Raw genomic sequence first — 14,292 nt, forward strand, 5'->3', positions numbered from 1 at the left:
CGTCACTGTCGTCGTCCCCCTTCGTCGTGCCCCCCGGACGGTGGCACGGGTATCTCGGTGGTGTCCTCAGCCTCGGCGCGCCGTACTCCGCTGTAGAGCCGCGAGAGCATGCCGCCGACCGCCTCCGGGTCCGGGTCGGTGCGGGTCGGTGCCGTCTTCGGTTGCGCCGAACGGGTGACCGCGCTCAACTGCGCCATGGGCACCCGCACCGGCAATCCCCGCTCATTGGTGCCGGCGGTCACCGGGATCGTCGGTGGCGCCGCCGCGGCGGGCACCACCGGCGCCGGGCCCTGCCGCGAATACCAGCCCCCGCCGGCACCGCGAGCGGCGGCGGGGGTCAACACGTCCTCGGCGCGTACCGGCACCGGGCGGCCCTGACGCGGCACGCCGACGCCCGGCGGGCGGCCGGCCACCGGCAGGTCCCGCACCGCGCCGTTCACCATCGGGGCAGCGGCCGGCCGGGCGGCCCCGGGCTGCGGAACCACCCCTCGTGCCGCGCTCGCCGCCAGCATCCGTGCCGACGGGGGCGCGTCCAGCTCCACGCTGCCCGGCGGCGCCAGCAACTCCGCGGGCAGGGCGAGCCGGGCGACCAGGCCGTCCTCGCCGCCCTGCAACCGCACACGGACGCTCAACCGGGCCGCGAGGTGACTGACCACGAAGAGCCCCATCCGCTCCACCGCCGCGACGTCCGCGGCCGGAGGGCTGGCCAGCACCTCGTTCGCCTGCACCAACGCGGTCGGGCTCATACCCAGACCGCGGTCGACGATCTCGATCAGCGCACCGCCCGCCTCGACCCGGGCGGTCACCACCACGACGGTGTCCGGACGGGAGAAGGCCGTGGCGTTCTCCAGCAGCTCGGCCAACAGGTGCACCAACTCGCCGACAGCGTGCCCGACCACGTGCACGTCAGCGACCGACTCGATCCGGACCCGCTGGTACTGCTCGATCTCCGCGGCGGCGGCCAGCAGCACCGCACCGAGCCCGACCGGCCGGTTCCACCGGCGGGTGGAGTCGGTGCCGGCGAGCACCAGCAGGCTCTCGTCGTTACGGCGCATCCGGGCGGCCAGGTGATCGAGCTTGAACAGGTTCTCCAGCTGGTCCGGGTCGCTCTCCTCGCGCTCCAGGTCGTCCAACAGCTCGAGCTGACGCTCCACCAGCACCTGGCTCCGGCGGGCCAGGTTGACGAACATCGCGTTGACGTTGCGCCGCATCAGCGCCTGCTCGACGGCGACGGTGACCGCGCTGCGGTGCACCGCCACGAACGCCTCGGCCAGCTCGCCGATCTCGTCGAGTGAGCGGACCACCGCCGGCGCGACGTCGATGCGCGGCACCCCGCCGGTGACGGTCTTCAGTCGGTCCAGGGCGTCGGGCAACTCGACCTGGGCGATCCGCAACGCCTGGCTGCGCAGCAGCCGCATCGACCGGGCGACCGAACGACCGATGAGCAACGAGATCAGCAGTGCGGCCAGCAGGACCGTTACCACCCCGCCGACGACCAGCAGGGTCGTGCGCAGCTGATCGTCGCTGGCCTCCTCGGCCTGCCGGACAGCGTCGTCGAGCACCCCCGCCTCAAGCTGACGCAGCAGCTCCTGACGCTGCTGGCTGGCCGACCACCACTGCTCCGACGGCAGCACCTGCGGCGACGCGCCGCCGGAGGACAGGCTGCGCTCCTCCAACCCGGTGGCGACCAGGAACATCGGCGACACCGAGGTCTCGTCGTAGCGGCGGATCTGCTCACTGGTCGCGGCCACCCGGAACGCGCCGAGCGCGGTGAGTTGCTGACCGCGCAGGTCGGCGAGGATCACCCGGTCCTCGGTGCCGTACGCGCCGGCGCGGGCGGCGGCGTAGAGCTGGGCCCGCACCCGGGAGGAGAGCTCCTTGACCCGGGCCAACTGGACGTAGCGCAGCACGGAGTCGTTCAACGCCGGCTGGTTCTGCCCCGGCGTCGGCTCGGCGAGCAGGTCGAGCAACGCCCCGACGGCCCGGTGGTAGTTGCCCAGGATGGTCTCGGTGCTGAGCACCGCAGGTGGGATCGCCGAGCGGATGTCGACCACCTGGTCGTACGCCTCCAGCGCCTCGGAGAAGGCCACCCGCCAGGACGCGTCCGCGTCGGCCAACGGCTCGGCGGCCCGGCTGAGGTCCACGATGGCTTTGTCGGTGGCCGCCTGCAACGGCTTCAGGTCGTTCGCCGTGGCCTGCCGGTCACCACCTTTACGCAGCTCACCCAGCTCCCCCGCCGAACGGTCACGCTCCTCCTGGAGCTGGTGCACCGCCGCGGTGATCTGCCGGCCGATGCCGACCTGACTGGAGAAGTCGTTCAACGCCGTCGTCCGCCCCACCAGGGTGCTGGTCTGCACCCCGGCGAGCAGGAGGAACGCCATCGACGGCACCAGCAGCACCGTGGCGAGCTTCGTGCTCATCCGCCAGTCGCGCAGCCGGAACGGCGACCGCCGTCGATGCGGAACGACTCGGACATCGAAGCGACGTCGGCGATGGTTCGACACCGCGCCGTTCGCCGGGTCGGGACCTGCCGCCACCCTGCCTCCTCCGTCCTACCGCGTCCACCGCGGTCGGGGGAGCGCAGTCCATCCAACCAGGCTCGGTACCGCTGTCAACGGCCCGGGCGAGGCCGAGGTTCAGGAAGGATACTGCGGGTGGGAACGTCCTGCCGTGGTCGGTAAAACCAGCTCGTCCGTCCGGCCGATGTCGGCGAGCTGGATCGCGTCACCGAAGCGCCCCAGCGCCACCAACGCGGCACCGGTGGCGCCGATCTCCGGGTTGCGCTGATGCGAGACCGGCCTCGGGGCGAGCGCGGTCGCGAAGGCCTGCCGCCACCACACCGAGGCGGCCACCGCACCGCCGCCCAACACCACGCCGACCGGTTTGTCGATTGTGGACTCCAGCACCCCGAGATCCTCGGCTACCAGCTCACACAACCCCTGCATCAGCCCAGCCAGGATGTCGACCGAGGTGGTGCTGAAACTCAGGCCGCGCAGCTCACCACTGCCCGCCGGGGCCAGCCCCGGCGCCCGGTCGCCACCGAAGCGGGGATTCGCCGGCCGGCCACCACCCGTCGGCACCAGCGCCAGCGCCGCGTCCAGCTCAGCGCCCCGAGGCAACCGCAGCTCCCGGTCCGCCCAGGCGAAGAGGTTGCCCCCGTTGGCGTACGCGGCCCCGGTCACCACGTGCTCGTGGTCGACCCGGTAGCGCCACAACCGTTCGGGCAGGCGCGGCATCGGCTCGCCCGCCGGGATCCGCTGCATCAGCCGTACCGCAGCGGAGGTGCCCACTGTGACGGCGGCCCGGCTCGGGTCGACGCAGCCCGAGCCGACGTTCGACGCCCCACCGTCGCCCACCGGCGGCGACCAGCGGGCCTTCGCCAACTGCGGCCACCGACGAGCCAGGTCGACCCGGAGCCGGCCGTGCCAGTCCAGCTCGCCCAGCGGCGGCAGCTCCGCCGGCCGCGCCTCGGCCAGCGTCAGCGCCTCCTCGTCCCAGCTCATGGTGCGCAGATCCAGCAGACCGGTCCCGGAGGCCTGGGAGATCGACATCGGTGCCGAGTCGAGCAACTCGCCCAGCACGTACTCGGGCAGACCCACGAACCGGGCGATCGGGGTGCCGGACTGCTCACGCAACCAGGGCAACCGCATCGACCAGTACGAACGGTGCCACCAGCAGCCGGTGCGCTGGTGGAAGCCGTCCGGGTCGGCCGGCCCGGCGGTGCGCCCGACCGGGGCGGGCCGGGTGTCCAGCCAGGTGACCACCGGGCCCATGGGGGCGCCGTCGCGGTCCAGCGGGAGCACCGAGTGCCACTGGGCGGAGACCGCCACCAGGCCAACGTCGTGCAGGTGCCCCGAGTCGGCCAACTCGTCCAGGCACTCGACCAGGCTGGCCAGATAGTCCCGACCGGACAGCGTGCCGGTGCCGTCGTCGCCGATGGCGAGGTCGACCTTGCGGCGGGCCAGAGCGCCGGGCAGCGGCTGGGTGTCCGCGTCCAGCACCAGCCCGCGTACCGAGGAGGTGCCCAGGTCGAGCGCGAGAATGTTCATCGCCGGTCAAGTTACCCCGTGCCAGCCGGCCGACGGGCGCGTAGGGTGGATCACATGCTCGCGCAGTTGACCGTTTGGTGGCCCGCCGACCCGGCGGCCATCTCCCGCGCGTAGCTCCATCCACGCGGCCGCCATCGAGGCGGTCGCCGGATCTCCCGGCTCAAGGGCCGCCCGACGGCGGCACCCAGCCCGACGGAGACTCCGATGACCCACCTGACCGACCTGCTCGCCGCCGTCGCCAGCGGCGTCGACCCCGGCCCCTTCGCGCTTCTGCGCCGTGAGGGCGCGGACGACCTGGACCTGTTTGCCGGCCCGGTCGACACCGTCGAAGAGCTCACCGACCTTCCGCTGCCGGCGGGCCCGCCCGGGGCGCGGACGCTGGCCCTGGTGCCGTACCGGCAGATCACCGAGCGCGGCTTCGCCTGCGTCGACGACGCCGCCCCGCTGGAGTTCCTCCGGGTCCGCGAGCATCAACGGATCACGCTGACCGACGCCCTCGCCGCGCTGCCCGACGAACCGGTGCGCACCACCGACGCGGGCTTCGACGTCAGCGACGACGAGTACGCGCGGACCGTGCAGCGGGTGCTGTCCGAGGAGATCGGCCGCGGCGAGGGCGCGAACTTCGTCATCCACCGCGCTCTGCACGCCACCGTGCAGGGCCCACCGCTGAGGGCCGCGCTGGCCGCGCTACGCCGGCTGCTGATCGCCGAGCGCGGCGCGTACTGGACGTTCGTGGTGCACACCGGCACCCGGACGCTGGTCGGCGCGAGCCCGGAGCGCCACGTCAGCGTCGACGACGGACTGGTGATGATGAACCCGATCAGCGGTACCTTCCGCTGCCCCGGTGGCGTCGCGGACCGGGCGGCGCTGCTGCGTTTCCTCGCCGACCCGAAGGAGATCGAAGAGCTGTACATGGTGCTCGACGAGGAGCTGAAGATGATGGCCGCCGTCGCCGAGCAGGGTGGGCAGGTGATCGGACCGCACCTGAAGGAGATGTCGCACCTGGCGCACACCGAGTACCTGCTCGCCGGGCGGGGCACCCGCGACGTGCGGGAGGTGCTGCGCGAGACGATGTTCGCCCCCACCGTCACCGGCAGCCCGATCGAGAACGCCTGCCGGGTGATCGCCCGGCACGAGCGCCGGGGCCGGGGCTACTACGGGGGCGTACTGGCACTGCTCGGCCACGACGAGGCCGGCCGGCAGACTCTCGACGCCCCGATCCTGATCCGGACCGCCGAGATCTCCCCCACCGGCCGACTGCGGGTGCCGGTCGGCGCGACCCTGGTCCGACACTCGACGGCGGCCGGCGAGGTGGCCGAGACGCACGCCAAGGCCGCCGGGGTGCTGGCCGCGCTCGGCCTCGGGCCGGCGGCGTCCGTCGGCGACCGCGGGCCGGTCGCGCGGCTGGACGACGACCCTGCGGTACGCGACGCGCTGGCCGCGCGCAACGCACCGCTGGCGCGGTTCTGGCTGGACCAGCGGTCACCGGACGCGCCCGGACTGCCCGGGCTGGTCGGCCGCCGAGCGTTGATCGTGGACGCCGAGGACACCTTCACCAGAATGCTGGCCCACCAACTGAGCGCGTTGGGTCTCGCGGTGACCACCCGCGCCTGGCACGCGAGCGGCCCGGTCGACGACTACGACCTGGTGGTCGTCGGTCCCGGGCCGGGCGACCCGGGCAGCGCGGAAGAGCCGAAGATGCTGGCGCTGCGCACGTTGCTGACCGGGCTGCTGACCACCAGCCGGCCCACCCTCGCGGTCTGCCTCGGCCATCAGGTGCTGGCCGGGTTGCTGGGGCTGACGCTGCACCGCCGGGACGCGCCCTACCAGGGGTTGCAGCGGGAGGTGTCGGTGTTCGGCCGCAGCCGCCGGGTCGGGTTCTACTCGACGTTCACCGCCCGCTCCGACGCCGACCGGCTGGCCACCGCGTACGGGCCGGTGGAGCTGGCCCGCGACCCGGACGACGGCGCCGTGCACGCCCTGCGGGGCCGCGGCTTCGCCGGGGTGCAGTTCCACGCGGAGTCGGTGCTCAGCCCCGACGGGCTCGCCGTGCTGAGCGAGCTGCTGACCGACCTGCTGCCCGCGTCACGCCCGGACGAGCTGTCCGCGATCGGCGAAGGCGCATAGTCGGCCCGGCCCGGGGGTAGGGCTGGATGGACCGGTGGCGCGGACGGGCCGAGAGCCCCCGCCCGTGCCACCGGTCGCCCTCGTTCGTTCGGTCAGCCGGCCAGGCCCGCCTTCAGCGCGGTCCCCAGCAGCACCGCACGACGGGCGGTGAGCGCGCAGGCCCCGAGCGCCACGGCGTCCGGGGGGATCTCCCCGTTGTTGCTGGTGTGCGAGGCGCCGTACGGGTTGCCGGCGATGAACTGACTGCTGTCGGTGTAGCCGGGGGCGACCACGACTCCACCCCAGTGGTAGAAGACGTTGAACAGCGAGGTCAGGGTCGTTTCCTGCCCGCCGTGCACGGTGCCCGACGAGGTGAATCCGGCATAGACCTTGTTGACCAGCGTGCCTTGGCTCCACAGGGGGCCGGTGGTGTCGATGAACTGCTTCAGCTGCGCGGCGATCATGCCGAATCGGGTCGGCGCGCCGAAGATCGCCACATCGGCCCAGGACAGGTCGTCGATCATCGCCTCGGGCACGTCCTGGGTTTCCAGGCTGTGGGCGTGCCAGCCGGCGTTCGATCTGATTGCCTCGTCCGGCGCCAGCTCGCGCACCTTGCGCAGACGCACCTCGGCACCCGCCTCTCCGGCGGCCTCGCACGCGGCCTGCGCCATCTGGTAGGTGGTGCCGGTGGCGCTGTAGTAGATCACCGCTACCTTGGTCTGGGCAGCCATCAGAGTGTCCCCTTCTCGTCTCGGATCAGCTCCCGCGACTACCCGCTGCGGACGCGCTCTAACGACAGCCACCGGGGCCGCCGGCTACCGGTACGCCGGCTCAAGTTTTCCGCAACTTCCCGGTCGTTCCGGCCCGCCGCCACGCCCGGACGACGATCCTGGTGCCATCGGTGCCGGCGGGATCGAGCCGCCGCCCCGCACCGGGCACCTGAACGGGGGATCGCGCTCCGCCGGCAACGGCGCTGGCGTAGCGCGATCAGGGGACGATCACCACTCCCGCGCCCTGCTCCGGGTCAGCGGACCAGGGTCGCCATCAGCCGGTCCAGCTCGGCCGCCGGGTCGACGGTGAGACCGGTGTGCACCGGCCCGGTCTGGATCATCGTGCTGCGCGGCGCGGCCAGCCAGTGGAACCGCTCGCCGAGGCGCATCCGGGTCGCCGGCCCGTCACCGGAGCAGGTCCGGTCCCAGGAGTCGAGCACCGCGGCCACCGCCGGCAGGTCGACGTCGGGCGCCAGCGCGCGCACCCGGTCGGCGTCCAGGTGCGTCCGCGCGGCCAGGAAGTCGCGCTGCTGGCAGTAGAGCAACACCCCGACGTTGATCTGCTCACCGCGCTCGATGCGGGGCACGAGCCGGATCAGCGCGTACTCGAAGGGTTGCCTCATGCCCCGCTCCCCGATGGCAGCCAGTCGGCCGTGCGGGCGATCCGGCGGGACAGGTGATCCAGGTACGCGCCGCGCGCCGCGTCGGCCGTCTCGAAGTCGGCGGCGGTCAACCACTCCCCCGGCACCAGGGCCAGCACCTCGGTGAGCAGCTCCGGGGTGACCTGGGGGGCCAGTTCGGCGTCGGCCTCGGCCAGCCGCGACGCGTACGGCGCCAGCACGTGGTCCTCCGCGCGGTAGGCACGGTGCACGGCGGCCTCGGCGCGCGGCCAGTTGTGGTGGAAGTACAGCGAGGCGCCGTGGTCGATGAGCCACAGCTCCCGGTGCCAGACGAGCAGGTTCGGGTTGCGCCAGCTCCGGTCGACGTTCTCCACGTACGCGTCGAACCAGAGCACCCGGGAGGCCAGCGCCGGGTCGACCGGGTGCGCCACCGGGTCGAAGCCCAACGCCCCGGGCAGGAAGTCCATCCCGAGGTTGGCGCCGCCGCTGCTGCGCAGCAGCTCCTGCACCTCCTGGTCGGGCTCGGCCCGCCCGATCACCGGGTCGACGTCGAGGACCACCAGCGGCGGCACCCGTAACCCCAGCCGGCGCGCCAGCTCACCGCAGATCACCTCGGCGATCAGCGCCTTGGGCCCCTGCCCGGCGCCTCGGAACTTCGCCACGTAGGTGCCCAGGTCGTCGGCCTCCACCACGCCCGGCAGCGACCCACCCTCGCGCAGCGGGGTGACGTAACGGATCGCGGTGACCTGGCGGAGCACGCCGCCCACCCTACTGTGGCCGGCCGGGACGGGTGGCAGGCCGGCCCAGACCGGCACGCGCGGGTCAGTCGAGCTTGTCGCGCAGCTTGTCGACCTGGGTCTGCAGGCGGTCCACAGCGTTCTCGTTGTTGACGAACGTGCTGATACCCGCGGCCAGACCGAGCCCGATCAGCACGGCCAGGATGCTGAGCACCAGGCCGCCGATCGACACGCCACGACCGGTGACCCCGGGTCGCCGCGCCATCTTGAGGCCGACGATGCCCAGGATGATCCCGATGATGCCGAGCACCAACCCCAGCCAGGCGAGGATCGCCGTCAACACGCTGAACAGTGCGGCCACCCCGAACACCAGGGCGAAGGTCGCCGCGGCGCTCGTCTTCGCGCGGGCGTCCCCCCGATGGCCCCGGGACCCGGCCGTCACACCGGCGCCCCGCGCCGGCTCGCTTGCGGCAGTCATGAGATTCCCTTCCGTACGCGCGGCGCGCGTACTTCCGGCGAGCCGCATTCCCCCGACGACCGCCGTTACGCCTCCCACCAGCAGGAGTGTCGGTGCTCGGCCCTAGGCTGGCCGCCCGGCCACGAAAAGGAGCGCAGGATGTCTGTCGACCTCAGCGCGGCCGACGCGCTGGCGCTGCGGATGAGCAGCCTGCTGTTGCGCCCGCACCCGAGCACCCGTCCCGGCACCGTCGCCGAGGTGGTCGAGTGGTTCGGCGCGATGCAGGCACAGGATCTGGCCAGCGGGCTGTGGTCGCTGGGCGCCCGGCTACCCGGTCACGGCGTGGCCGACGTGCAGGCGGCGTTGGAGCGGCGTGAGGCGCTGCGTACCTGGCCGATGCGGGGCACCGTGCACCTCGTTCCGCCCGCCGACGCCCGCTGGATGCTGGAGGTGACGGGCGTACGGTCCCTGGCCGGCGTGGCGACCCGGCGGGCGCAGCTGGGGCTGAGCGAGGCCGACGCGGACCGGGCGGTGGACGTCCTCGGCACCGCGTTGGCCGGCGGCGGTCGACTCACCCGCGCGCAGTGCCTCGCCACCCTGCGGGCGGCCGGCCTGGGCACCGACGGGCAACGTGGCTACCACCTGCTGTGGTATGCGAGCGTGCGCGGCGTGACCTGCGTGGCGCCGAACGTCGGCACCGAGCAGACCTTCGCCCTGCTCGACGAGTGGGCACCCACGTCCCACCGGCTGGAGCGGGACGAGGCGTTGGCAGTGCTCGCCCACCGATACGTTCGCGGGCACGGCCCGGTCACCGACCGCGAGTTCGCCGGGTGGAGCGGCCTCACAGTGACCGACGCCCGGCGCGGCCTGGCCGCCGCCGACGACGCGCTGAGCGCGGTACGCGTCGACGGCACCGCGATGTACGTCGACGCGGCCCTGGCCGACGCGCCACGCACCACGCCGGACGACGTGTTGGCGCTGCCCGGCTTCGACGAGTACCTGCTCGGCTACCGGGACCGCACGTTGATGCTCGACCCCGCCCACCAGGCGGCCGTCGTGCCGGGCAACAACGGCATCTTCCAGGCCACAGTGGTCCGCGCCGGTCGGGTGGTGGGCGTGTGGAAACGCAAGATCGGCCGCACGGCGGTGACCGTGACGATCCAGCCGCTCTCGACGCTCGACGCCGCGGCGCGGGCCCGGGTGGAGCAGGCACTCGGGCGCTACGCGGAATTCCTCGGGCTGCCGGCCCGCTTCGACTGGCTGACCTGACCCGGCGGCTTCACCGCTGCGGCGGCGCCGGGTCGGCCGGTCGTGGGCGGGCGGCGCTGAGCAGGTCGACGATCCGGGCCACCCGGGGGTCATCGCGAATCTGCGCCACGCTGGCCGGCAGCGGCAGCCGCCAGTTCGGATACTCGTCGACAGTGCCCGGCATGTTGGGTTGGCGCACCTCGCCCAGCACGTCGTAGAGGGAGACGCCGAGCAGCCGGGTCGGGCTGGCCGCGAGCGCGGCGTGCATCGCCACCACCACCTCGCCGTCGTCGGGTGCCGCGCTCGCGTCGGGCAGCGCGGTCTCTTGCTCTGCACCCGCGGAGGCGACAGTACCGGTCGGTGGCCGCGGGATCGGCTCGGGCAGCAGGTTCTCGGCGCGCAGCATGCCCAGCAACCGGTCCCGGTCGGCGGCGGCGCGGGCCCGCTCCACCGCCACGTCGGTGCCGAGCAGCTTCAGCTCGTCGCGCACCCGCACGTGCTCACCGGTCAGGAAGCCCGGCGCGGTGGGCAGGTCGTGGGTGGAGATGGTGGCGAGAGCGTTTCGCGGCCACCGGGCCGGCGGGACGAAGTCACCGGCCTCGTCGCGCGCGAACCACAGCACCGTCGAGCCGAGCATGTTGCGCCCCCGCAACCCTCGGGTCACCGCCGGTTGGACCGTGCCGAGATCCTCACCGACCACCACCGCGCCGGCCCGGTGCGCCTCCAACGCGAGGATGCCCAGCATCGCCTCGGCGTCGTAGCGTACGTAGGTGCCCTCGGCCGCACCGCCGCCCGGCGGCACCCACCACAGCCGCCACAGACCGGCCACGTGGTCGACCCGAAGGCCACCCGCGTGCCGCAGGACGCGGCGCAGCATGTCCCGGTACGCGGCGTACCCGGTGGCGGCGAGGCGGTCCGGGCGCCACGCGGCGAGCCCCCAGTCCTGGCCGAGCTGGTTGAAGTCGTCCGGTGGCGCGCCGACCCGCACGCCCTGGGCCAGCACGTCGGCGAGCTGCCACCCGTCCGCGCCGCCCGGGTCGATGCCGACGGCCAGGTCGTGCACGACACCGACCGGCATCCCCGCCGAGCGGGCCGCCGCCGTGACGGCGTCGAGCTGCTCGTCGCAGAGGTGTTGCAGCCAGGCGTGGAAGGCGACCCGGTCGGCGAGATGCCGACGCTGCTCGGCGACCGCCGGGGCGTCCGGGTGGTGCAGTTCCGCCGGCCAGGCCCGCCAGTCGTTGCCGTGCCGCTCGGCGAGCGCGCACCAGGTGGCGAAGCTGGTCAGCGCCGGGTCCGCGCCAAGGTCAACCGGCTGGGCGTACGGGTGCAGCAACTCCAGCGCGCGCCGCTTGGCGGCCCACACCTCGTCGTAGTCGATCAGGGGCCCCCGGTCGGGGCGCAGCGCGTCGACCACCGCCCGGGTGGCCGGGTCCGCCGCCCGGTACGCGGCGGTGTCGCTGACCCGCAGGTAGAGCGGATTGACGAAGCGTCGACTGGCCGGCGAATACGGTGAGGTGGCCACGGGGTGCGCCGGCCCGACCGCGTGCAGCGGGTTGAGCAGCACCAGCCCCGCCCCGTTGGCACCGGCCCACCCGGTGAACCCGGCGAGATCACCGAGGTCTCCCATGCCCCAGGATTGCTCCGACGTGAGCGCGTAGAGCTGGAGCATCCACCCCCAGCTCGACGGCGGCACTGGCAGCCGACGTGGCACCACCACCAGTGTCACCTCGCGGTCGGCGCAGGCCAGCCGGTGCCAACCCAGCGGCAGGTCGGCCGGCAGCTCGCCGTCGACAGCGCGGCGGCCACCGTCCTCCAGGGTCACCATCCCCGGGCCGGGCAGCGCCCGGCCGCGACCATGGGTGAGCACGACCGTCTCCGGCAGGGCGTTCCGGTCGACCGCACGGGCGGCGGCGAGCGCGTCGGCAATCGCCGACGGACTGGTGGCGTCCACGCCGAGCAGCCCCAGCACACCCACCACTGTCCCCGGTGCGACCTCGACGCGGCGGTGCCGCCAATCCTCGTACCAGGTGGAAACACCGTGCGCGTTGGCCAGCGCGGCCAATCGTCGGTCCATGTGCCCCCCCGCTCCACGACGCGACCTACGACCACCCTGCCACGCCCACCCCCACCCCGCAGAACACGCACCCCCGCACCCCGCCCCGCCGATCTTGCACTTTCTGTCGCGACACAAGGGGCATTCCACCTGTATCGACAGCCGAAAGTGCAAGATCGGCGGCGCGAGGAGGTCGTCAGTCGGCGAGCGCGCCGGCTGCTCGGCCCTCCTGCAGGGTCAGGTTGCGGCCGTTGGCCGGGTCGAACAGGTGGATCTTCTCCAGGTTGAACCAGACCCGCCGCGTCTGCCCCTCCGCGACCGGGGACTCGGCGGACAACCGGGTCACCAGGTTGCCACCGGCGCCGGCGAAGTCGGCGGCGCCGGCGTCGGCGGCCAACTCCTCCAACTCGGCGGCGGTGGCCTTCTCCCCCTCGACGGTGAAGTAGACGTACTTGTCCGAGCCCATCGACTCGACGATGTCCACAGGCGCCTCGAACTCCATACCCCGCCGGCGGGTGTCGTCGTCGACCAGTTCGGCGTCCTCGAAGTGCTCGGGCCGGATGCCGAGGATCAGCTCGCGGGGCGCGTCGGCCGCCTCCAGCTCGCGGCGGATCCGGTCACCGATCGGCACGGTGCCCAGCGCGGTGTGCAGCCCGCCGTCCTGCACGGCGGCGTGCAGGAAGTTCATCGACGGCGAGCCGATGAAACCGGCCACGAAGAGGTTCTTCGGGTGGTCGTACAGCTCCTGCGGCGGCCCGACCTGCTGCACCGCGCCCCCGCGCATGATCACCACGCGGTCGCCGAGGGTCATCGCCTCGGTCTGGTCGTGGGTGACGTAGACGGTGGTGGTGCCGAGCTGCTTCTGCAGGCGGGACACCACTGTGCGCATCTGCACCCGCAGCTTGGCGTCGAGGTTGGACAGCGGCTCGTCCATCAGGAACGCCTTCGGCTGGCGGACGATCGCCCGGCCCATCGCCACCCGCTGACGCTGGCCACCGGAGAGGTTCGCCGGCTTGCGGTCCAGCAGCGAGGTCAGCTCCAGCACCTTCGCCGCCTCGTCGACCTTGCGGTCGATGGTCTCCTTGTCGAGCTTCGCCAGTCGCAGGGGGAACGCCATGTTCTCCCGCACTGTCATGTTCGGGTACAGCGCGTACGACTGGAACACCATGGCGATGTCCCGGTCCCGGGGGGCCTTGTCGTTGACCCGCTGCCCGGCGATGCGCAGCTCACCGGAGCTGATGTCCTCCAGCCCGGCGATCATGTTGAGGGTGGTGGACTTGCCGCAGCCCGAGGGCCCGACCAGGATCACGAACTCGCCGTCGGCGATCTCCAGGTCGACGTCCTGCACGGCGACGGTCCCGTCCGGGAAGCTCTTGCTCACCTTGTCCAGCACGATGTCAGCCATGACTACCCACCTATCCCTTGACCGCGCCGGAGGTCAGACCGGACACGATGCGACGCTGGAAGAAGAGAACGAACAGGATGATCGGAACGGTGATCACCACGGCGGCGGCACAGATCGCCCCGGTGGGGTCCTCGAACTGCGACGCGCCGGTGAAGAACGACAACGCCGCCGGCACCGTGCGGGACCGCTCGGTCGAGGTCAGCGAGATGGCGAACAGGAAGTCGTTCCAGCAGAAGATGAAGACCAGGATCGCCGTGGTGAACAGCCCGGGCGCGGCCAGTGGCGCGATCACCCGCCGGAACGCCTGCCCCTGGGTGGCGCCGTCCATCTTCGCGGCCTTCTCCAGATCCCACGGGATCTGCTTGAAGAACGCCGACAGCGTGTAGATCGCCAGCGGCAGCGCGAAGGTGATGTACGGCAGGATCAGCCCCAGCCAGGTGTCGAAGATCTTGAGCTGACGCTCGATCTCGAACAGTGGCGACACCAGTGACACCTGCGGGAACATCGCGATCAGCAGGGAGACGCCGACCAGCAGCTTCTTACCGGGGAAGTCCAGCCGGCTGATCGCGTACGCGGCCATCGCGCCGAGCACCACCGCGATCAGCGTGGCGATCAGCGCGATGCCGATCGAGTTGACCAGCGCCCGGACGAACTGGTCGGTGTCGAAGATGGTCCGGTAGTTGTCCAGCGTCCACTCCCGGGGGATGAAGTTCCCGTCGGTGAGGGTTGCCGGCGTCTTGAACGACAGCGACGCGATCCACAGCACCGGGACCAGCGCGAAGACGACCACGAGGACGTCGAGCAGACCCCAGCGCAGCTTTGCCCTGGTAGTGGTTTCGACTGCCAT

Annotated in this window: 11 protein-coding genes; 2 read left to right on the forward strand and 9 right to left on the reverse strand. The window is 72.6% G+C overall.

Annotation, left to right across the window (positions count from 1 at the left end; translation table 11 throughout):
* Positions 1-2: 2 nt before the first annotated feature.
* A complete protein-coding gene (locus ACFYPG_RS06650) occupies positions 3-2,537 on the reverse strand; it encodes an ATP-binding protein (RefSeq protein WP_355008393.1) in 2,535 nt (844 codons plus the stop codon).
* A gap of 99 nt (positions 2,538-2,636) precedes the next feature.
* Positions 2,637-4,049, reverse strand: a complete 1,413-nt coding sequence (locus ACFYPG_RS06655; RefSeq protein ID WP_387350732.1) for an FGGY family carbohydrate kinase — start codon at positions 4,047-4,049, stop codon at positions 2,637-2,639.
* Between the two features lie 204 nt (positions 4,050-4,253).
* Between ACFYPG_RS06655 and ACFYPG_RS06660 the strand changes: the two genes are divergently transcribed.
* Positions 4,254-6,176 (forward strand): anthranilate synthase family protein, encoded by a 1,923-nt coding sequence (locus ACFYPG_RS06660; protein ID WP_387350734.1) that lies wholly within the window; start codon positions 4,254-4,256, stop codon positions 6,174-6,176.
* Positions 6,177-6,268: 92 nt separating this feature from the next.
* On the opposite strand, the gene wrbA is transcribed toward ACFYPG_RS06660, so the two are convergent.
* From wrbA to ACFYPG_RS06680, 4 genes are all read right to left on the reverse strand, one after another.
* Positions 6,269-6,886 (reverse strand): NAD(P)H:quinone oxidoreductase, encoded by a 618-nt coding sequence (wrbA, locus tag ACFYPG_RS06665; protein WP_355008396.1) that lies wholly within the window; start codon positions 6,884-6,886, stop codon positions 6,269-6,271.
* Positions 6,887-7,179: 293 nt separating this feature from the next.
* Positions 7,180-7,548 carry a DUF3037 domain-containing protein gene (locus ACFYPG_RS06670; RefSeq protein WP_091404117.1) on the reverse strand — a complete coding sequence of 123 codons (369 nt, stop codon included), beginning with the start codon at positions 7,546-7,548 and terminating at the stop codon, positions 7,180-7,182.
* The gene (locus tag ACFYPG_RS06675) at positions 7,545-8,303 is read right to left on the reverse strand and encodes a HipA family kinase (RefSeq protein ID WP_387350736.1); all 759 of its coding nucleotides are present in this window, start codon (positions 8,301-8,303) and stop codon (positions 7,545-7,547) included. The genes ACFYPG_RS06670 and ACFYPG_RS06675 overlap by 4 nt, the downstream gene beginning before the upstream one ends.
* Before the next feature lie 64 nt (positions 8,304-8,367).
* Positions 8,368-8,760 (reverse strand): hypothetical protein, encoded by a 393-nt coding sequence (locus ACFYPG_RS06680; protein ID WP_355008398.1) that lies wholly within the window; start codon positions 8,758-8,760, stop codon positions 8,368-8,370.
* Positions 8,761-8,898: 138 nt separating this feature from the next.
* Between ACFYPG_RS06680 and ACFYPG_RS06685 the strand changes: the two genes are divergently transcribed.
* Complete coding sequence (locus ACFYPG_RS06685; protein ID WP_387350738.1) at positions 8,899-10,008, forward strand: winged helix DNA-binding domain-containing protein; 1,110 nt, start codon at positions 8,899-8,901, stop codon at positions 10,006-10,008.
* Between the two features lie 10 nt (positions 10,009-10,018).
* Here ACFYPG_RS06685 and malQ read toward each other — a convergent pair whose 3' ends face one another.
* From malQ to ACFYPG_RS06700, 3 genes are all read right to left on the reverse strand, one after another.
* Positions 10,019-12,061, reverse strand: a complete 2,043-nt coding sequence (gene malQ, locus ACFYPG_RS06690; RefSeq protein ID WP_387350740.1) for a 4-alpha-glucanotransferase — start codon at positions 12,059-12,061, stop codon at positions 10,019-10,021.
* Positions 12,062-12,236: 175 nt separating this feature from the next.
* On the reverse strand, positions 12,237-13,445 hold the full coding sequence (locus ACFYPG_RS06695; RefSeq protein WP_355008401.1) for a sn-glycerol-3-phosphate ABC transporter ATP-binding protein UgpC: 1,209 nt from the start codon (positions 13,443-13,445) through the stop codon (positions 12,237-12,239).
* A gap of 10 nt (positions 13,446-13,455) precedes the next feature.
* Positions 13,456-14,292, reverse strand: coding sequence for a carbohydrate ABC transporter permease (locus ACFYPG_RS06700; protein WP_091404101.1), 837 nt, complete (start codon positions 14,290-14,292; stop codon positions 13,456-13,458).

The sequence above is a fragment of the Micromonospora sp. NPDC005553 genome (assembly GCF_042871765.1).
Lineage (GTDB): Bacteria > Actinomycetota > Actinomycetes > Mycobacteriales > Micromonosporaceae > Micromonospora.